Origin of the sequence: Novilysobacter selenitireducens (genome assembly GCF_020026895.1) — a bacterium.
Classification (GTDB): Bacteria; Pseudomonadota; Gammaproteobacteria; order Xanthomonadales; family Xanthomonadaceae; genus Lysobacter_C; species Lysobacter_C selenitireducens.
The window spans coordinates 245,079-263,729 of record NZ_JAINZW010000002.1; the positions used below are offsets into that span (position 1 = coordinate 245,079).

Consider the following 18,651-nt stretch of genomic DNA (forward strand, 5'->3'; position numbering starts at 1 on the left):
TTCCTTCATGGACTTGGCCGGTTTCTTCTTCTGTTCCTTCTTCTGGTCCATACCCTTGCTCATGTGCTTCTCCTCGGCGCGATTGCGCTGGACTGCGGGTCGCAGTCGGCATGCGGAGTATGCGCCCGGAGCCGGGGGGAACGGGCCGTCGGGCGGAAGGTTCCCACGGTCGTCCGCGCGGGACAGGCGGGCAGGGCGGGCGGGACATTGGCTCGATCAACGACACCGGCAGCCGCGAGGCAAATCCGGTCTGCGTGTGATTCGGCTGGCGGTTCCCAAGGTGGCGTAGGTCGCGTTGTGCAGATGGCCGCGATGCCGTCCTAACGCCGCGGCGTGCACCCTGAGGGCTCCTAATCGTCTGCCGGAGCCTGCATGCGCGCACGTAACGCCCTTCTCATGATGTGTCTGGTCGCGCCGGTGCTGGCTGCATGCAGCGACCGGTCCGGCCCCGCCGACGAGGCCGCCCCGGCCACCGATTCCACGACGGTCGCCGAGCCCGCGGACCCGCCCAGCCCCCATGCCGAAACGGAGCCAAAGGCGCCCGAAATGGCGGACGCGCCGCACTCGCCGAACACCGAAGGGCCGACCCGCGGCGGTGACGGCTCGCAGATCACCCTTCAGCCGCTGACCCCCGGCCAGCTGCAGGGCGTCGACCTGCCGGGTGAACTGGCATGCAGCTTCAGTGCTGACACCGGCGCCACGCTGCTGCTGGCGCGCGCCGATGTCACGCCGGACGGCATGGTCCGCGGCGCGGTGAACAACAACGGGTACGTCGAGGCGCTGGCCAACGGGCGCGCAGGCGGGTTCAACGACCTCGCGGACGGCATCACGCTGAGCGGAAAGGGGATGACGGTGGTGCTGGCGCGCGGTTCGGCGCAACCCACGGGCAACGAGTCCACGCAGCACGTGGCGACGCTCACCGTGCAGCGGGCCGACGGGGCCGAGCGCACCTACGACGGGCTGCTGACCTGCGGCCCGTGAGTGGGATGGGCGGCGCTCCGGTACGTACGCACGATGGCGCCGCCGACCACTGCCGAAGTATTCGCCGCGTCGGCGTGACCCGTCCGGGAGAAGGGCGGGGCCCCGCCTCAGCAGGCCCCGCCCCCGGTGTAGCGATGGGCGGTCCGGCGTTGTGCGTTGCCGCCGTCAGTCGCCCTGTACGCCCTTGTCGACCACCAGCCTGACCACGACCTTGCGGGCGCCGGCGTTGCTGCCGGACCCGGCATCGGCGGCCACGCCCATGCCGTCGCCCTCCATGACGCGGCCCGGCGACAGTCCCGCCTGCTGTTGCAGGTAGGTGGTCACCGCCTGGGCGCGCCGGTCGCTGAGCCGCTGGTTGGCTGCGGCATCGCCGGTAGAGTCGGTGAAGCCCTGCACGACCACCCGATAGTCCTTGGTCTGCTTGCTCTTCTCGGCGATGGCCGAGAGATCGGCCTTGCCTTTGTCCGAGATCGCCGCGCTGCCCGAATCGAACAGGACCTCGGTCGTGGCCAGGGCCTCGTACGTGCCGAAGTTCTCGATACGTTCGGTGTTCTCCGCCGTGCGCATCGAGGTTTCCTCGACGCCGGCCTGGACCTGTTGCGCCGTCCTCTGTTGCTCGGACTTGAACGAGATGCCCGTGGCGTTGAACGCGTCACCCTGTTCAACGACGTCGGCGATGATCGGCAGGCCTGGGATCAGTGCCGTGCGCTCCGCGCGTTCGAACCGGACGGCTGCCAGGCCGACCCGCTTCTTGTAGGTCGTCTCTGGGGTGAGCGTGATTGCATGCTCGACGTTGTTGCTGTCCTTGATCGTGATCGTATCGCCGCTGATGCGCGTGATAAGGCCTTCGAACGTGGATGTATCGCCATCGGCGCCCAGCGCGGGCAGCGATGCGAGACAGGCGAGGAAGACGGCAGTCAGTAGAAGGTGTTTCCGTGGCTTCTCGGTGGTCATGGCTCGATACCTTTCGAATTGGCTTGCCCAGCAGCAAAGAGGGTGCGGTCCAGATTGGCCGGGCAGGCCCGATGGCATCGGGCCGGGTCCGGCTGCCCTGGAGGCGGCCGTTGGGAAGGCCGCGTCCAAGGGTCACGCCTCCGCATTGCGGCTGCCATTGACACTTGGTGGCCCCGGCCATGCCCCTCGGTACACGCAGGGGGACCGCCGGCGCGCAGGCGGTGACGGGTGGGCGGCAGGCGGCAGGGTGTTAATGCCGCCGCCGACAACCCTTGTTACCGCGGCCTGGGGGTCATCAGTGCATGGCAGGAACGCTGGTGAACCTGATCGAATGCCTGTGGCGGCGGACCGCGCCGCACATCCTTGCCGGGCCCGCCCCCGTGCCCGGTCTAGAATCGGCCGATGGAATACCAACTGGTGATCAAGTTCTGGCGCAAGTCACTGGCCGATGAGACGTTCCTCGAATCGATCGAGCGCGAGCTGGCCGAGGCCCTGGGCGGCGCGGCCGTGCTCGAGGGGTACGACGTCAGTCCCAAGGAGATCAACCTGTTCATGCTGACGGAAGATCCGCGGCAGTCTTTCCGGCGCAGCCGCGACGTGCTGACCCGGCTGGGCGTCGAGAACGGCGTGTCGGCCGCGTACCGGTTGCAGGGCGGCGCGAAGTTCACGTCCGTATGGCCGCTGCGCGCAATGCGCAAGTTCACCTTGCCATGAGCTGCACTGGCACGGGCCGACCCGGTCGACGTGGGGGACAATGCGCTGCCTTCCCGACACCCACGCCGCATGACCATCGTCCTGACCGACTTCGCCCGTCCCCGCCTGTTCCCGCGAGAGCCGCGACGCAACACCATCCAGGACGTCACGCCGGAGGCCTTCGAACGCCACCTCAACGACAGCCCGCCGCTGAAGGTGCTCGACGGCTACGCGCCGTTCTGCAAGTTGCACGTGCACCGCAACTGGACGTCCACGCGCTGCCTGTCGGTGCCGATCACCGATGACAACCGCCACCTGCTGCGCTCGGACTACGAAGCACGTACGAAGGACGAGTTGCCGGTGCTGGTGCGCTGGTTCGAAGGCATTGATCCGCCTGTGGCCGAGTACCTCATCGTCATCCTCTACAGCCGCGACCAGCTGGCGAAGGAAGGGACCGACATCGACGCCGACTGGGGCGTGGTCGGCTGCATGTATACCGCCGAGCCGGAGGAAACCCCGATGGCGCCGATCACGATGCTGCGTAACGCGTTGGGCGTGGAGGAGGGCGGCTCCGGCGTGCCGCTGGACCGCGAGGACTACGCGCGGAGCGTGGCGTTCTGGCGCACGCACGCCAACTGGCGGGGGTAGTCCGGCCTCCACGCTCTGCGCGGTCCGGAGTAGCCGGACTGGCCGCGGCGAGTTGACATGGATCAATGGTGGTCGGGACTGGAGGGGGCACGCTGGCAGAGTTCTCCCTCCAGGATGCTTCCGTGGACGCCAGCACGCCGTTCCGCTATCCGCGCCGGGTCCGATGGGTCCACTGGCTGAGCGTGGCGCTCGTAGCGCTGGCGTACCTGACCGCCGAGTCCGCCGAATCGCTGGACGGCGGCGGGGCCGGCGCGTGGCACGTACTGGCCGGCCTCGCGCTGCTCCTTCTGTTCGTCCCCCGGCTGCTGGTCCGGATCGGCGCCGGCCATGCGCCCTCGACACGGTCGGCATTCGAGGCGTGGTCGGCGCGCCTGGTGCACCTCGCGCTGTTGCTCTTCGTGGTGGTGCAGCCGCTGTTGGGCATTCTCTCGGTGTGGGCGGAAGGCCAGGCCCTGCCTGTCCCGTTTACCGGGTGGGAAGTGGGTCCATGGTTAATGCCCAGCGAGGCCTGGGGTGACGTGCTGGAAGACCTGCATGAGGACGTGGGCAACGCGTTCTACGCGGTCATCGCCCTCCACGCGCTGGCGTCCTTGTGGCACCAGTTCATCCGGAGGGACGGCGTGCTGCGTCGTATGTGGTGACGCACTTCGCGGTCACGCATCAGGGGCGTGACCTTGCCGGTGCGTGGACGCGCACTGGTCTACGGTGCACGTCCCCCAGTGGAGGACCGACCATGACGACTTCCCCCAAAGACGACGCGCGCGTATCCGACAAGCCACGCAGGCCGGACCCGTCTGGCAAAGACGACACCGCGCCCAACCCGCGCGAGGGACTCGACCGCGAAGTCGGCGATCTCGAGGATGCGGACGCTGTCGAGCAGGACGGCGCGTTGCCAGGTCGCGTTGGCGGTGGTTTGGCCGGCGGCTGAGGGGCGCCCGCGAGGCCCAGGTGCGTTCAGCGCTGGGTCTCGCGGTCCTGCGCCCGCTGGACGGCTTTGAAGCGGTGGCAGCAACGCCGTGGGCCGCAGCGAGAGCCGCCGGCCGGCCGCTGGGCGTGAGTACTTGGGTCCGCGTTACCCTTCCGGTCCCACGATCACAGGACCCGGTCATGCGACGTTTGTTCACGCTCGCCCTCCTGCTGGCTGCAACGGCGCCCGCCCATGCACAGCCGCGCGTGTTCGACATGCACGTGCACCTGCGTGATGGCGCGGCGTCGGCCGAGTCGTTCGAGGCGCGACAGGTGGACGACGATGTCGACCTGGGCGCCTACGGCGCCATGTGGTTCGGCGGCCCGCACCAGGCGCTCGAGGGGCAACTGCAGCAGGTGCGTGCGGGCAACGACCGCATCATCGCGCTGGCAGCGGCCAACCCGAAGGTGCTGCCGATCGCCACCGTCCACCCCTACGACGGCGAAGCCGCGTTGGCCGAGCTGGCACGCGTGGCCGGGCAGGGCGTCAAGGTGCTGAAGATCCATCCGCATACGCAGCGCTTCGACCTGGCCGACCCGCGCGTGTTGGCGGTGGCGAGGCGTGCGGGCGAACTGGGCATGGTGGTGCTGACGGACAACGCCGGCATCGTCGCCGACGACACCGAGGACCTGTTCAATCTCGCCCTTCGCGCGCCGTACACGCAGTTCGTCTTCGCCCACATCGGCGGGCTGGATTTCCGTTTCTGGAACGTACTGGCGCTGGCGCGCACGGCCGAAGGCGTCTTCGCCGAAAACATCCACTTCGACATTTCCGCCATCGTGGTGCTGATGGCGGACGCGCCGATCGAGGACGAGTTCGTCTGGACGCTGCGCAACGTCGGCATCGACCGCATCCTGCTCGGCTCAGACCACCCGCAGCTGTCGTTGGCCGACACGGTCGACGCACTGGAGCGCCTTGGCCTGACACCGGAAGAGACGGCGAAGATCCGCTGGGGCAACGCGCAGCGGCTGTTCGGACTGCAGTGACCCGGCACCGCCCTGAATCGGAGGGTTAGAGCGTCCGACCGGATGACCGACCAGGAGACGAGCAATGAAGATCGAAGGCTCATGCCACTGCGGCAAGGTCCGCTTCAGCTGCGAGGCGTACGCACCGGTGCCGTTCCTCCACTGCTACTGCTCGATCTGCCGGAAGACCGCCGGCGGCAGCGGCAGTGCAATCAACCTCGGAGCACGCGCCGACACGCTGGAGGTTGAAGGGCGCGAGCATCTGGGTGTGTACCGCGCACGTATCGCCGAGGAGGACGGCGGGTGCCGCGTCAGTTCGGGCCAGCGGCACTTCTGCACCGGGTGCGGCAGCGCGCTGTGGTTGTTCGACCCGGAGTGGCCGGAGCTGGTGCATCCGCATGCGTCGGCCATCGACACACCGCTGCCGGAGGCACCGGAGCGGGTCCACATGCTGCTGGACTCGAAGGCGAACTGGGTGCGGGTACCCGAGGGGCCAGGAGACGTGCACGTGGACGGTTTCCCCGAGGAGTCGCTGGAAGACTGGCATCGCCGGCACGGCCTGCTCGACGGCGGCTGACGCGGCTGATCCGGCCCGACGGGGTCATGCCCGGGGGCCATGTGCCGTTGCCTGGACCTGGTCGATCACGCAGCCGAAACCGGGGCTGCGCGAAGCTCGCCGGGTAGCCCTCCCAGGAGACTGCCGTGTCCGAGACATCGCTTCTGACCGGCGAGCTGTCCAACAGCAAGGTTGCCGCCGTATTCGACAACGCGTCGCTCGCGCGCCAAGCCGCGGATGCGGTCGCCGAATCGCTCTCGCTGGGTCCGGCCCAGGTGCAGCTGGTCACGCCCGACGAGCCGCACCCGGGACGAAAACTCGAACCCGAAACCCGCGGCATCTGGCGGACCATCGTCGTAGCGCACGTGAGGCTCGGCATCGCCGGTGCGGTGGTCGGCCTGCTCGGATTCGCCGCGCTGTATGCGATGGGGATCCCCTTCATTGTGAGCTCGCCCATCGCGGCGGCGTTGGTCATGCTGTTCTTCGGAGCGGTTGCGGGGCTGATGCTGGGCGGACTCGTCTCGCTTCGTCCCGACCATGACCGCTACGTTGAGGCCACGCGCGATGCCATGTCAGAGGGCCGCACCACGGTGGTCGTGCATGCATTCTCCGCCGCCCAGCGGGATCAGGCCGCAGAGCTGCTGCGCGCACGCGGGGGCGAGGTGGCGTCCACCCTTTAGTACGCCCCAGACCCGCTCCCCTCGGACGGCTCAGGTACGCGGCGTCGCCGCGGGCAGTTGCCAGCCGTAACGCATGGCCATGAACCGCAGCGCGAAGCACGCAACTGCGCCACCCACCGCCACCGGCGTGGCCGGCAGCGACAGCGCGTCGCCGCAGACCACGATGGCCGCGCCCAGCAGCGCGGCGACGGCGTACAGCTCGCGCTGCAGCACGCCGGGCACCTGCATCACGAGCACGTCGCGCACCATGCCGCCGCCGATGCCGGTGAGCACACCCAGCATCACCGCGCCCACCGGGCCGACGCCGTAGGCCAACGCCTTGCCGGCACCGATCACCGCGAATAGCCCGAGTCCGATGGCATCGAACAGCTGCACCGGATTGCGCAGGCGTTCGATCGTCTCGGAGCGGTAGAACGTCGCCAGGCCGGCCAGTGCGGAGATCGCGAGGTAGCGCCAGTCCACCAGCGCGACCGGCGGCGTGGCGCCGAGCATGGTGTCGCGGGCGATGCCGCCGGCGGTCGCCGCAGCGAAGGCCAGGACCAGCACGCCGAACAGGTCCAGGCCCTTGCGTGCGCCCGCTGTCGCGCCGCTGATCGCGAACGCGAACGTGCCGATGAAATCGATGGCGGTGACGAAACCGGAGTACATGGCGGGGCCGGGCAGGGCGGCGGGGTGGCCCGGCATCGTACCGGAGCCATTGCGCCACGCCATTGGCGGTCAGGCGGTTACGAGGTAGCGGTCGCGGCCGGCGTCCTTGGCCTGGTAAAGCGCGGCGTCGGCGCGCGCCAGCAGTGCATCGGCGGTCTCGCCGGGCCGGTGGCGGGCGACTCCTGCGGAAAACGTGATCGGGTGGCCCTCGACGCAAGCGGTCGCGACCGAGCTGCGGATGCGCTCCAGCACGCGGCCGATGCCCTCCAGGTTGCCCGTCATCACCAGCAGGAATTCCTCGCCTCCCCAGCGGCCGACCGCATCTGTCTCGCGAAGCTGGGCAGCGGCGCGCGTGGCGAAGGCCCTGAGCACCTCGTCGCCTGCTGCTTGCCCCAGCGCGTCGTTGACCGACTTGAAGTGGTCGATGTCGAGGATGGCGACACAGAACGGTGATATTTCACGCGACGACAGCGCGATGCTCCTCTCAAGGTGCGTACGCATCCATCGCCGGTTCGCGATGCCGGTGAGTTCGTCGCTCACCGCCAGCCGCTCGACCTCCGACAGTGCCTGCGCCAGGGCTTCGCGCTGGTCGCGCAGCTTCTGCCGCAGTCCCGACAGGCGTGCGGCGATGACCGCGAGCGCCGGCAGGACGACCACCATCATCAGCACGTTGTTCACGTCCAGCCGGAGCGGTGACACCTCGCCCTTGGCCGGGATCCAGTCCGGATACCACGCGCGCAGGAGCACGGCTCCGACCAGGCTGGTGACGGCCAGCACCGTGAGGAACGCGATTTCGCGCCAACGCAGCGCGAATGCCCCGAAGGCGAAGATCACCATGAGCGGCAGCAGCGCCGACGTTCGCATCGGCCCACAGATGAGGTATCCCCAGTTCACCGCGAGCACGCCCATCGACAACTGCCACACCGTCAACGACGGGTCCCGGAAGCGCTCGGTCCATCCGCTGCGGAGCGCCACGTAGCCCACGGCCAACACGCAGAACACGAAGCCCAGCCAAAGCATGAGCGCGCCGGTGTCCATCCACCCCTGGCCCACGCCCGTGATCAACAGGGTTGCTGCGCCCACGTAGACCAGGCTGGCGATCAACCATTGGACCAGCCGCAGCCGACGCCGCGGGTCGCGGCTGGCTACCAGGTCGACAACAGTGGACACCATCCCCATCCGAACCCTCGCTGGGCGCCCGCGTGGGTGCCTCGCCGGAAGTATCGGCAGCGGCGGCGTGGACTTGACTGGACGCGTTCACCGCGCAAGCGCAGGCCGTGACCCGGCGAGGCCGTCCGCTTAACAGGGGCTCCGGTAGGGTGCCTGTCCCTTGCCTGCAGGCGATCGCCATGAACACACCTGTCTACCGCCGTGCCCGCTACGCCCGTCGCGGCCCAGTGCCCCACGAGCTCGTGCAGGTCGAGGACTTCACGCCGCCCCCGCTGGAGGCGGGCCAGGTGCGCGTCGAAGTGCTGGCCGCGCCGATCAACCCGTCCGACCTCATGACGATCACCGGCGACTACGGGCAGCTGCCGCCTTTGCCGGCGGTGGGCGGCAACGAAGGGGTGGGGCGGGTAGTTGAAGCCGCACCAGGCCTCGATGCGATCCGCGAAGGCCAGCGGGTGCTGCTGCCGGTGGGCATCGGCACCTGGGCCACGCATGTGACCGCGCGGGCCGACGCACTGGTCCCGCTGCCGGATGCCGGCGACCCCGTGCAGCTGTCGATGCTGGCGATCAACCCGCCCACCGCGGCGCTGCTGCTGCAGGACATCGTCGACCTGCAGCCGGGCGAATGGGTCATCCAGAACGCCGCCAACTCGGCTGTCGGCGGTTACGTGGTGCAGTTGGCGAAGGCGCGCGGCCTGCGCACCGTCAACGTGGTGCGCCGCGAGGCGGCCTGCGCGCAGGTAGCCGGAGGCGCCGATGCGGTGCTGGTCGATGGCGATGACCTGGCCGAGCGCGTCCGCGGCGCAACGGACGGCGCGAAGATCCGGCTGGGCATCGATGCGGTCGGTGGCGCCGCGACGGACCGGCTGGCGCAGGCGCTGGCCCCCGGCGGCACCGTGGTCAATTACGGCGCCATGGGCGGCGGCGCGTGCGAACTCTCGCCCCTGGCGTTGATCTTCCGGGGCATCACGCTGCGCGGTTTCTGGCTGGCGCGGTGGTTCGAGCAGTCCACGGCCCCGCAGCGTGCCGAGCTGTTCGGCGCGCTGGCGCGGCAAATCATCGAGGGCACGTTGCATGCGCCGGTGGCGCACCGCTTCGGATTGGATGCAATCTCCGACGCGCTCACGGCCGCCTCCCAGGGCGGCCGCGGCGGCAAGATCGTGCTGGTGCCCAACGGCGACCCCGCTTAGGGCTGGGCGCGGGGACAACACGGCGGGGGCGTTGCCCCGGCCGGCATCGTCCGTGCGTCAGGCGGCGCTTGTGGCGTCCTCCAGCGTCGGATAGTCGGTGTACCCCTTGGCACCGCCGCCATAGAACGTGTCGGAGTCCGGCGTGTTGAGCGGCGCGTCCTGCTCCAGTCGCGCCACGAGGTCGGGATTGGCCAGGTACGGCACGCCGAACGCCACCGCATCAGCCTGCTGCGAGGCCACCGCGTCGAGCGCCATCGCCCGGTCGTAGCCGTTGTTGACGATCCACGCACCGCTGAAGCGGCGGCGCAGCGCGGGGTAGTCGAACGGCGCGACATTGCGGTCACCACCCGTCGCACCCTCGATCACGTGGACGTAGGCGATGCCGAGCGTGTCCAGTCGCTCCACCGCGCGCTCGAACAGCGGCTGCGGGTCGCTGTCGCGCAGGTCACCGGCCGGGGTCACCGGCGACAGGCGCACGCCCACGCGGCCCGCGCCGATCTCGTCCGCGACTGCCTTGACCACCTCGAACAGGAACCGCGTGCGGTTCTCGATGCTGCCGCCGTAGGCATCGTCGCGGTGGTTGGCGCCGTCGCGCAGGAACTGGTCGATCAGGTAGCCGTTGGCGCCGTGGATTTCCACGCCGTCGAAGCCCGCATCGATGGCGTTGCGTGCCGCCGTCCGGAACTCGGCGACCACGCCCGGGATTTCCTCCAGCGCGAGTGCGCGCGGTTCGGACACGTCCACGAAGCCGTCGGCGGTAAAGGTCTTCGCATTGGCGCGAATGGCGCTGGGTGCCACCGGCTGCACGCCCTCGGGCAACAGGCTGGTGTGCGAAATGCGACCCACATGCCACAGCTGGACCACGATGCGCCCGCCTTCGGCATGCACGGCGTCGGTGACCGCCCGCCATCCTGCGACCTGTTCCGGCGTGTAGATGCCCGGCGTGTCGAGGTAACCCTGCGCGCCGCGGCTGACCTGGGTGGCCTCGGTGATGATGAGGCCGGCGCCGGCGCGCTGGGCGTAGTACTCCGCGGCCAGTGGCGACGGAACCAGCCCGGCTCCTGCGCGGTTGCGGGTCAGCGGCGCCATGACGACGCGGTTGGCCAGCGCCAGGTCGCCGAAGCGCGCCGGCGAGAACAGGGTCGGGGTGGAGGATGCGTTGGCCATGGGGGCTCCTGTCGAAAGTGGGCAGTGCGGCGGGCCGGCAACCGTCGGCTCACGGGATACGGCGGACTGCAGACCTTGGGGCCGCGGCGGGCGCCACGACCGGCACGGCGGGAACACTGCGTGCCAGTCGTGGGCACTCGGGCGCCGGGAGCCTTCATGCCCCGCTAGCGCGCGCTGTCCCAGCATGCGCCCGGACCCTCCATCGGCCATCGCCATGCAGATGCCGCAACGCATGCCTGCCGCCTTCCTGGGCCACGGCAGCCCGATGAACGCGCTGGAGCGCAACCGCTATACCGAGGCGTGGCGTGCGTTCGGGGCAGCGGTGCCCCGGCCGCGGGCGATCCTGATGGTCTCGGCCCACTGGTACGTCAACGCCACCGCGGTGACGGCGATGGCGAGGCCCCGCACCATCCACGATTTCTTCGGGTTCCCGCAGGCGCTGTTCGACATCGACTACCCGGCGCCCGGGCTGCCGGAGCTGGCCGAGGAGGTGGCCGACGCGGCCAGCCCGGACTATGTCGGCGCCGACCATGAGGGCTGGGGGCTGGACCATGGCGCGTGGTCGGTGCTGCTGCATGCATTCCCGCGGGCCGACGTGTCCGTGGTGCAGCTGTCGATCAATGCGGCGCAGCCGCCGGAGTACCACGTCGAACTGGGCGCGAAGCTGGCCTCCCTGCGCGAGCGCGGCGTGCTGCTGGTCGGCAGTGGCAACGTGGTCCACAACCTGCGGGCGATGGACCGGAACGCGCCGGACACCGGGTTCGACTGGGCGCGCCGGTTCAACGAGGGGGCGGTCGAAACAATGCTGGGGTCGCCCGGCGATGCGGCCGGGTTGATGCATCGCCCCGGTTTCCTGCAGGCGGCGCCCACGCCCGAACACTTCCTGCCACTGCTGTATATCGCCGGCTTCACCGCGCGCGTGGGCAGCGCCCCCAAGGTGCTGGTCGACGGGTATGCCTACGGGTCGCTGTCGATGACGTCGTTCGCGGTGGACGTGCCGTGTCCGGAGCTGGATGCCGCGCTGGCCGGCGCCCCGCCCCTGGGCAGCGATGCGCCGCCGGAAGACAGCAACCTGTAGCCGCCACATGACCCGGCCGTGCCGTGTCGAACCGGCCGTCGCTGGGCCGTCGTTACGGCACCCACCCATGGAGGAGCCGCGCATGTCCCTCGTCAAACCCATCACGCCGCATCTCTGGTTCGATACGCAGGCCCGCGAGGCGGCCGCGTTCTATTGCGGTCTGTTCCCGGATTCGGGCATCGATTCTGTGGTCACGCTCAAGTCGGACCACACGCCCACCGGCGACTGCGACGTCGTCGCATTCACCCTGCACGGCCAGCCGTTCATGGCGATCAGCGCAGGGCCGCTGTTCAAGTTCAATCCGTCGGTGTCGTTCTTCGTCAACTTCGACCCGTCGCGCGAGCCCGGTGCCGCGGCACGGCTCGACCGCACGTGGGCGGCGCTGATCGAGGGCGGGCAGGCGCTGATGCCGCTGGACGCGTACCCCTTCAGCAAGCGCTACGGCTGGGTACAGGACCGCTACGGCCTGTCGTGGCAGCTGATCCTCTCCGACCCTGACGGCGATCCGCGTCCGCCCATCGTGCCGTCGCTGCTGTTCACCGGCGAGGTGTGCGGCAAGGCCGAGGAAGCCGGCGCGTTCTACCGCTCGGTGTTCGACGGGTCGCAGGCGGGGCAGCTGGTGCGCTACCCGGAAGGTTCCAGCCCCGACAAACCGGGCAGCGTGATGTTCTCCGACTTCCGGCTGGGTGACACGTGGTTCGCGGCGATGGACAGCGCGCACCCGCACGGCTTCGGCTTCAACGAGGCGATCTCCTTCGTCGTCACCTGTCGCGACCAGGACGAGATCGACCGCTACTGGGCACAGCTGTCCAGCGTGCCGGAGGCCGAACAGTGCGGCTGGTGCAAGGACCGCTTCGGGGTGTCGTGGCAGGTCACGCCGGCAGTGCTGGACGAGCTGATGACGCGCGGCGACCGCGCCACCGTCGACCGCGTCACGCGCGCGTTCCTGGAGATGCACAAGCTGGATGTCGCGGCGATCGAGAAGGCGGGTCGCGGCACCTGAGTCGGCCTTGTAGGAGCGGCTTCAGCCGCGATCTGAGATCCCGAGACCTTGTAGGAGCGACGTAAGTCGCGACTGGAGCCCGGCCAAGGACCGTGGTCGCGACTCACGTCGCTCCTACAGGGGACTGCGCAGCCCCTCTGGGACGTCGGCGCGATCGCGGCTGAAGCCGCTCCTACAACGGCGCGCGGATGCGCCAGCACCACGTCCGCGCAAAAACGCGCATGCGCGGTCAGAACTTCTCGCCCACCGGCAGGTATCGCCACTGACCCGGCGGCATCGCGCCGTTGGCGGACTTGCCGATCGGAATGCGGCCGATGCGCAGGCGGCGGATGGAAACGACGTCCAGCCCCACCTGCCGGCACATGTCGCGCAACTGCCCGTCGCGCACGGCCTTGATCGCGAAGCGCAGGCGGGTCTCGTTCTGCCAGCTCACCTTGCAACGCGGCAGGGCGCGACCGCGGTACTCCAGGCCCTGGCCGAGGCGGTGCAGGCCGTAGGGCGCGATCTCGCCACGGACTTCGACCAGGTACTCGTGCTCGATCTCGTCGGCGTCCTCGCTCAGCCGTCGCCAGACGCGGCCGTCCTGCGTCAGCACCATCAGCCCGCTGGCTTCGCGGTCCAGCGGTACGAGTGGCGTCAGGCGATGGAAGTGCCGCTGCAGGATGCGCTGGCCGGACGGGTCGTCCTCCCAGTGCGAGGCGGGCGTGACGTGCGCCGCGGCCATATCGGGGCCTTCGATGGCGTCGACGCCCGCCGGCTTGTTGAACAGCACGGTGGCCGGCTCGACCGGTTCCAGCCGCGCATCGGGGTCCAGCGTCACCTGCTCTCCGTCGACGGGATGCTGCGGCGCCTCCACCACGTGGCCGTCGACCGACACCCAGCCGTTCTGGATGTATTGCTCGGCCTCGGCGCGCGTGCAGCCGAACAGGTCGGCAACGCGGTGGGCGAGTCGGGTGGCAGTGGGCATTGTCTGGACCTGGGCGGGGGCGGGCAGTGTAGCGGGCGCGCCGCGCGGTAGCCGCGGGGCGATTTGTTAGCCTTCCCCGATGACGAACCCAGACACCTCCTATCCGATCGGCACCCCCGGCCAGTCGTGGGGCGAGGCCGAACGCGCGCAGTGGCTGGCCGGCCAGCGCAAGCAGCGCAGCCATGCCGACGACGTCCTGTCGGCCATCGACCGCCTGCGCGATCGTTTCGACGTCGTGGAGTACGGGCGGCTCGACTACGCCGGCGAAACCTACCCGCTGCTGGCGCTCAAGAGCCGCGACTGGCGCGACGACCTGCCCGTGGCGCTGGTGACCGGCGGCGTGCACGGCTACGAGACCAGCGGCGTGCACGGTGCGCTGCGGTTCGCCGAGCGCGATGCCGCGGACTACGCCGGCCGCGCAAACCTGTTGATCGTGCCCTGCGTCAGCCCGTGGGGCTACGAGCGGATCCACCGCTGGAACATGCACGCGATCGACCCCAACCGTTCGTTCCGCGACGACAGCCCCGCCGAAGAGGCCGCGGCGTTGATGCGCCTGGTCGCGCCGGTGCAGGGACGCTTCCTGTTGCACATCGACCTGCACGAGACTACCGATAGCGATGAGTCCGAATTCCGTCCCGCACTCGCGGCGCGCGACGGCAAACCGTATGAGCCCGGCGAGATCCCCGATGGCTTCTACACCGTCGGCGACAGCGTGAACCCGCAGCTGCCGTTCCAGCAGGCGGTGATCGATGCGGTGGCGAAGGTCACGCATATCGCGCCGGCGGATGCGCGCGGCGAGATCATTGGCTCAACCGTGGTGTCCCCCGGCGTCATCCTGTACCCGGTCAAGTCGCTGGGCCTGTGCGCCGGCGTTACCGATGCGACGTATGTGACCACCACCGAGGTGTATCCGGACAGCCCGCGCACGACCCCGGACGAGTGCAACGCGGCGCAGGCAGCCGCGGTACGTGCGGCCCTCGACCACGCCTTGACCGCGGGCTGATGTAGGCCGGCCTCGGGTTGATAAACCCCGGGCCGGTCATCCCGCCCGACTAGAGGCACGCCCCGCGCCACGCGCATCACGCGGGCGCCGGTGCTTGATCGCGAACATCTCGCGATCGGCGTGCGACAGCAGCGCTTCCGCCGTGCCGCCGTCATGCGGGTGGCAGGCGATGCCGATGCTTGCATCCAGGGTGATGGGGCCATCAGGCAGCTGGAACGGTGGCTGCAGGCGGGCGCGCAGCGCCTCGGCCACGGTGCGCGCGGCATGGATATTCCTGCAGCCACGCAGCAGCACGACGAACTCGTCGCCACCGATCCGGGCCACCAGGTCGTGTTGCCGCACGCCCTTGAGCAACCGCGCAGCCACGTCGACCAGCACCCGGTCGCCGACATCGTGCCCGCCGCGGTCGTTGGCGGCCTTGAACCCGTCCAGGTCCACGTAAAGCACCGCCAGGCCCGCGCCATCGGATGCGGGACGTTGGATGGCCTGGCGCAATTCGGCATGCAGGCGGTGGCGGTTGGGCAGCCCGGTCAACGGGTCATGGCTCGCGCGGTGCTCGAGTTCGCGCTCGGCCTGCCGGAGTTCGGTGATCTCGCGGCCGATCGCGACGCGTACGCCGTAGCCGGGATGCCAGCGGGCCGACCACTGGATATCGACGCTGTGGCCATCGCGATGGACATAGCGGTTGCGGAAGTGGCGCTGCAACGCGCCGGCCATGACCTCGCCGGCGGCCTGCCGGGTGGCGGCACGGTCGTCGGGATGGACCAGGTCGAAGGTCTGGCGGCCCAGGATCTCCTCGCGCGAGTACCCGAGGATGCGCTCGAAGCTGGCACTGACATAGAGGAAGCGGCCGTCGGCATCGACGACGCATACGGCGTCGGGCAGCAGGTCCAGGAGCTCGATCGCAGGGGGCAGGGTGGGCGTCATGGGTCGACGGGGCATTCGGTTCCGGTCAAGCGTGTTGGACCACGGGCGCATCCTGCGACGGGGGCCAGCCTACCGGGCTGGCTGCTGGCGCGACCACTCCGCTTGGCCGGTCAGGGTATCGCCGTGGTTCCCTGCAAAGGTCGTGCCGTTCGGCCGGGTCGGTCCGCGGTGGCCAGGTCCGGCTGTCCTCCACGGGCCCACGCGAGGGCGATGGCAGCCACGGTTTGGCCGGCAGTCGTTGGAGCCGGGGCGCCTGCCGGGCCGGTTCAGTACGATGGCGCCACGCCTGCCTTCCGGAAGCCGCCGTGCCGAACGCCCCTGACAGCGACATCTACAGGACCCTGCTGGAATCGACCCGCGCCATCCCCTGGACGATCGACTGGGCGAGCAAGACGTTCACTTATATCGGTCCGCAGATCGAGCCGCTGCTGGGCTGGACGCCGGAAAGCTGGGCGACTGTCAACGACTGGGTCGAGCGCATGCACCCCGACGACCGCCAGCGCGTGGTCGACTTCTGCGTCTCGCAGTCGCTGGCCGGCGTCGACCACGAGGCCGACTACCGCGCCATGACGCGCGACGGCCGCTACGTGTGGATCCGCGATGTCGTGCACGTCGTGCGCGACGCGCAGGGTGAGGTGACGCAGCTGATCGGCTTCATGTTCGACATCACCGAGCGCAAGCGCAGCGAGGAGCAACTGGCCGAGTTGCAGAAGACGCTGGAGGAGCTGTCCTACCAGGATGGCCTGACCGGCGTCGCCAACCGGCGCATGTTCGATGTGGTGATCGACCGCGAATGGCTGGCGGCCTGCCGCGACCGCCAGCCGCTGTCGCTGGTCGTGATCGATATCGACTGGTTCAAGCAGTACAACGACCACCACGGCCACCTCAAGGGCGACGAATGCCTGCGCCGGGTCGCGCGCCTGCTGCAGTCCGTGGCCAGGCGGCCGCGTGATTTCGTGGGGCGGTTCGGCGGCGAGGAGTTCGTGCTGGTGCTGCCCGCGACCGACCGCGACACCGCAGCGGCCATTGCCGAGCACTGCCGCCAACAGGTGCTGGACGCGTGCATCGATCACCCGCAGTCGGGTACGGGCGACTGCCTGACCGTTAGCGCGGGCGTCGGCACCACGGTGCCCGAGCCGGGTGCCGACCCGGTGGAGTTCATCGAGTCCGTCGACCGGCGCCTGTACCAGGCCAAGCTCGGCGGCCGCAATCGCGTGGTGGGCGAACCGGCCGTGGCGGGCGATGTCGCCGACCGCGCGGCCGAGCTGGCTCACTGACCGGGCTGCCGTACCCGGCCAGTTACCCGGAGTGCAACGTCGGGCGCTGCCTTGCAGCTGGGCGATAACCTGCGGTTGACGCGCAAGCGTGCACAGTGGCGCTTTCCTTGCGGGGCGGCCCCATGCGCGAACCGATCCAGAACCGGCACAACATCAGCGAGCTCGACCTGCCCGACATCCTCGGCACCATCCACGAGGAGGTAACGGCGCGGCTGGGCGAAGGCGAGCAGGCCGACTACATCGAGTCGCTGGCCGACGTGCCGATGGACCGCTTCGGCATGGCGCTGGTCACGGTGGACGGCGATGTCTTCGAGGTCGGCGAGTCGCGTGAGCCATTCTCGATCCAGAGCATCTCCAAGGTGCACACGCTGACGCTGGCGCTGGAAGCCGTCGGCGACGAGCTGTGGGAGCGCGTCGACCGGGAACCCTCGGGCGACCCCTTCAATTCGCTGATCCAGCTGGAGTACGAGAAGGGCATCCCGCGCAACCCCTTCATGAATGCCGGCGCGTTGGTAGTGGCCGACGTGGTGCTGTCGAGTTGCGACAACGCCGAGCAGAAGCTGCTGGACTTCATGCGCCGGCGCTCGGGCAATGCCGATGTCGGTGTCGACGAGGTGGTGGCGAAGTCGGAGCGCCAGAGCGGCCACCGCAACATCGCCATGGCCAACTTCATCAAGAGCTACGGCAACCTGCGCAACGAGGTCGACCGCGTGCTCGACTTCTACTGGCTGCAGTGCTCGCTGAAGATGGACTGCGTGGACCTGGCGCGCAGCGTGCAGTTCCTGTCCAACCAGGGCCACTGCGGCGTGTCTGGCGAGGACGTCGTGAGCGAGGAACTGGCCACGCGCATCAACGCGTTGATGATGACCGCCGGTACCTACGATGCGGCCGGTGATTTCGCCTTCTACGTCGGCCTGCCCGCCAAGAGCGGCGTCGGCGGCGGCATCGTCGCCGTGGTGCCGCACGTCATGAGCCTGTGCACCTACTACCCGGGCCTGGACGAGAAGGGCAATTCGTTGCTCGGCCGCTACGCGCTGCACCGCTTTACGCGGATGACAGGGCTGTCGGTGTTCTGAGGCGGGGCAGGGCGCGTCCGCGCACGCAGCGCAGGTACTGGCTGCGCGGTGGTGGCGCGACCGAGTCGATGGTGGGCCACGGCGCGGTCGCCGCATCGAAGCCCTGCGCCACCATCAACCGGCCGAAGCGCGCGCTGTTGCCGCGTCCCGGGTCGGTGACGATGACTTCGCAACAGGGGTTCGCATGGCGGGCCACGAAGGCGCTGATCACCTCGGCCTGGCCGCGTTCGTAGAGGACGTCGCCGGCGATGATCAGGTCGAACTTGCCCAGCGCAGGCATCGGCTGGTCCCAGAGCACCTGGCGGTAGTGCAGGGCGGGCAGGTCGTTCAGCGCGGCGTTGTAGGCGAGGAAAACCTCGGCCAGCGGGTGTACGTCCGACGCCACCACGTCCGCGCCGCGACGCCTGAGCACGAGGCTGGCCAGGCCGATGCCGCAGCCCAGCTCCAGCACGCGGCGCCCCTCGACAGGCACTGTTTCGACCAGATGGGCGAGCATCTCGCCGGCCGGCCACAACTGGCCGAACAGGCTCCATTGGGCCGATGACACGCCCAGACGCTCGCCATGGCCATCGGGGTCGGCGTATTGCTGGGTGTCGGCGAGTACGCGAAGGCGGTACTCGTGTCCGCCGATGGTCGGGCGGATCTCGCGGGTGGCATAGCCGGGCATGGGCGGTCCGGGGTGCATCGCCGGGTGGGCGGCGATG

At 69.4% G+C, this 18,651-nt stretch carries 21 protein-coding genes; 14 read left to right on the forward strand and 7 right to left on the reverse strand.

The genetic code is table 11. From position 1 onward, the window contains the following. Positions 1-372 precede the first annotated feature (372 nt). Positions 373-981, forward strand: coding sequence for a hypothetical protein (locus K6753_RS04930; protein WP_223675068.1), 609 nt, complete (start codon positions 373-375; stop codon positions 979-981). A gap of 165 nt (positions 982-1,146) precedes the next feature. On the opposite strand, the gene K6753_RS14750 is transcribed toward K6753_RS04930, so the two are convergent. Continuing rightward, positions 1,147-1,935 (reverse strand): OmpA family protein, encoded by a 789-nt coding sequence (locus tag K6753_RS14750; protein ID WP_319936647.1) that lies wholly within the window; start codon positions 1,933-1,935, stop codon positions 1,147-1,149. A 402-nt stretch (positions 1,936-2,337) separates the two neighbouring features. On the opposite strand from K6753_RS14750, the gene K6753_RS04940 reads away from it, so the two are divergent. The 7 genes from K6753_RS04940 to K6753_RS04970 all read left to right on the forward strand — a co-directional run bounded on the left by K6753_RS04940 (position 2,338) and on the right by K6753_RS04970 (position 6,444). Then, positions 2,338-2,649 carry a hypothetical protein gene (locus K6753_RS04940; protein ID WP_223675069.1) on the forward strand — a complete coding sequence of 104 codons (312 nt, stop codon included), beginning with the start codon at positions 2,338-2,340 and terminating at the stop codon, positions 2,647-2,649. A 69-nt stretch (positions 2,650-2,718) separates the two neighbouring features. After that, positions 2,719-3,276 (forward strand): DUF3228 family protein, encoded by a 558-nt coding sequence (locus K6753_RS04945; RefSeq protein ID WP_223675070.1) that lies wholly within the window; start codon positions 2,719-2,721, stop codon positions 3,274-3,276. A 122-nt stretch (positions 3,277-3,398) separates the two neighbouring features. Then, positions 3,399-3,917, forward strand: coding sequence for a cytochrome b (locus K6753_RS04950; RefSeq protein WP_223675071.1), 519 nt, complete (start codon positions 3,399-3,401; stop codon positions 3,915-3,917). 92 nt (positions 3,918-4,009) lie between these two features. Next, positions 4,010-4,204 carry a hypothetical protein gene (locus tag K6753_RS04955; protein ID WP_223675072.1) on the forward strand — a complete coding sequence of 65 codons (195 nt, stop codon included), beginning with the start codon at positions 4,010-4,012 and terminating at the stop codon, positions 4,202-4,204. A gap of 179 nt (positions 4,205-4,383) precedes the next feature. Further along, positions 4,384-5,229, forward strand: coding sequence for an amidohydrolase family protein (locus tag K6753_RS04960; RefSeq protein ID WP_223675073.1), 846 nt, complete (start codon positions 4,384-4,386; stop codon positions 5,227-5,229). 64 nt (positions 5,230-5,293) lie between these two features. Next, on the forward strand, positions 5,294-5,785 hold the full coding sequence (locus K6753_RS04965) for a GFA family protein (protein ID WP_223675074.1): 492 nt from the start codon (positions 5,294-5,296) through the stop codon (positions 5,783-5,785). Between the two features lie 125 nt (positions 5,786-5,910). Beyond that, positions 5,911-6,444: a GlsB/YeaQ/YmgE family stress response membrane protein gene (locus tag K6753_RS04970; RefSeq protein ID WP_223675075.1), complete on the forward strand. Its 534-nt coding sequence runs from the start codon at positions 5,911-5,913 to the stop codon at positions 6,442-6,444. 30 nt (positions 6,445-6,474) lie between these two features. Here K6753_RS04970 and K6753_RS04975 read toward each other — a convergent pair whose 3' ends face one another. Both K6753_RS04975 and K6753_RS14755 read right to left on the reverse strand, forming a co-directional pair. Further along, positions 6,475-7,092 carry a trimeric intracellular cation channel family protein gene (locus K6753_RS04975; RefSeq protein ID WP_223675712.1) on the reverse strand — a complete coding sequence of 206 codons (618 nt, stop codon included), beginning with the start codon at positions 7,090-7,092 and terminating at the stop codon, positions 6,475-6,477. 69 nt (positions 7,093-7,161) lie between these two features. Next, a complete protein-coding gene (locus tag K6753_RS14755; protein ID WP_223675076.1) occupies positions 7,162-8,262 on the reverse strand; it encodes a GGDEF domain-containing protein in 1,101 nt (366 codons plus the stop codon). 179 nt (positions 8,263-8,441) lie between these two features. Between K6753_RS14755 and K6753_RS04985 the strand changes: the two genes are divergently transcribed. Then, entirely contained in the window at positions 8,442-9,449 is a 1,008-nt protein-coding gene (locus K6753_RS04985; RefSeq protein ID WP_223675077.1) for a zinc-dependent alcohol dehydrogenase family protein, read from the forward strand. Between the two features lie 57 nt (positions 9,450-9,506). On the opposite strand, the gene K6753_RS04990 is transcribed toward K6753_RS04985, so the two are convergent. Continuing rightward, positions 9,507-10,616, reverse strand: a complete 1,110-nt coding sequence (locus K6753_RS04990; protein WP_223675078.1) for an alkene reductase — start codon at positions 10,614-10,616, stop codon at positions 9,507-9,509. A 232-nt stretch (positions 10,617-10,848) separates the two neighbouring features. On the opposite strand from K6753_RS04990, the gene ygiD reads away from it, so the two are divergent. Both ygiD and K6753_RS05000 read left to right on the forward strand, forming a co-directional pair. Further along, entirely contained in the window at positions 10,849-11,694 is an 846-nt protein-coding gene (ygiD, locus tag K6753_RS04995; protein ID WP_223675079.1) for a 4,5-DOPA-extradiol-dioxygenase, read from the forward strand. Between the two features lie 82 nt (positions 11,695-11,776). After that, positions 11,777-12,697 carry a VOC family protein gene (locus K6753_RS05000; RefSeq protein ID WP_223675080.1) on the forward strand — a complete coding sequence of 307 codons (921 nt, stop codon included), beginning with the start codon at positions 11,777-11,779 and terminating at the stop codon, positions 12,695-12,697. A 229-nt stretch (positions 12,698-12,926) separates the two neighbouring features. On the opposite strand, the gene K6753_RS05005 is transcribed toward K6753_RS05000, so the two are convergent. Beyond that, positions 12,927-13,664, reverse strand: a complete 738-nt coding sequence (locus K6753_RS05005; protein WP_223675081.1) for an rRNA pseudouridine synthase — start codon at positions 13,662-13,664, stop codon at positions 12,927-12,929. A gap of 79 nt (positions 13,665-13,743) precedes the next feature. On the opposite strand from K6753_RS05005, the gene K6753_RS05010 reads away from it, so the two are divergent. Further along, positions 13,744-14,667, forward strand: coding sequence for a M14 family metallopeptidase (locus K6753_RS05010; RefSeq protein ID WP_223675082.1), 924 nt, complete (start codon positions 13,744-13,746; stop codon positions 14,665-14,667). Between the two features lie 36 nt (positions 14,668-14,703). Here K6753_RS05010 and K6753_RS05015 read toward each other — a convergent pair whose 3' ends face one another. Further along, positions 14,704-15,609 carry a diguanylate cyclase domain-containing protein gene (locus K6753_RS05015; protein ID WP_223675083.1) on the reverse strand — a complete coding sequence of 302 codons (906 nt, stop codon included), beginning with the start codon at positions 15,607-15,609 and terminating at the stop codon, positions 14,704-14,706. Positions 15,610-15,899: 290 nt separating this feature from the next. Between K6753_RS05015 and K6753_RS05020 the strand changes: the two genes are divergently transcribed. Then, on the forward strand, positions 15,900-16,871 hold the full coding sequence (locus K6753_RS05020; RefSeq protein ID WP_223675084.1) for a sensor domain-containing diguanylate cyclase: 972 nt from the start codon (positions 15,900-15,902) through the stop codon (positions 16,869-16,871). 122 nt (positions 16,872-16,993) lie between these two features. Continuing rightward, positions 16,994-17,947: a glutaminase gene (locus K6753_RS05025; protein WP_223675085.1), complete on the forward strand. Its 954-nt coding sequence runs from the start codon at positions 16,994-16,996 to the stop codon at positions 17,945-17,947. Here the strand turns inward: K6753_RS05025 and K6753_RS05030 are convergent. Continuing rightward, a complete protein-coding gene (locus tag K6753_RS05030) occupies positions 17,916-18,614 on the reverse strand; it encodes a class I SAM-dependent methyltransferase (RefSeq protein WP_223675086.1) in 699 nt (232 codons plus the stop codon). The two genes, K6753_RS05025 and K6753_RS05030, sit on opposite strands and share 32 nt — an antisense overlap. Between the last annotated feature and the right edge of the window lie 37 nt (positions 18,615-18,651).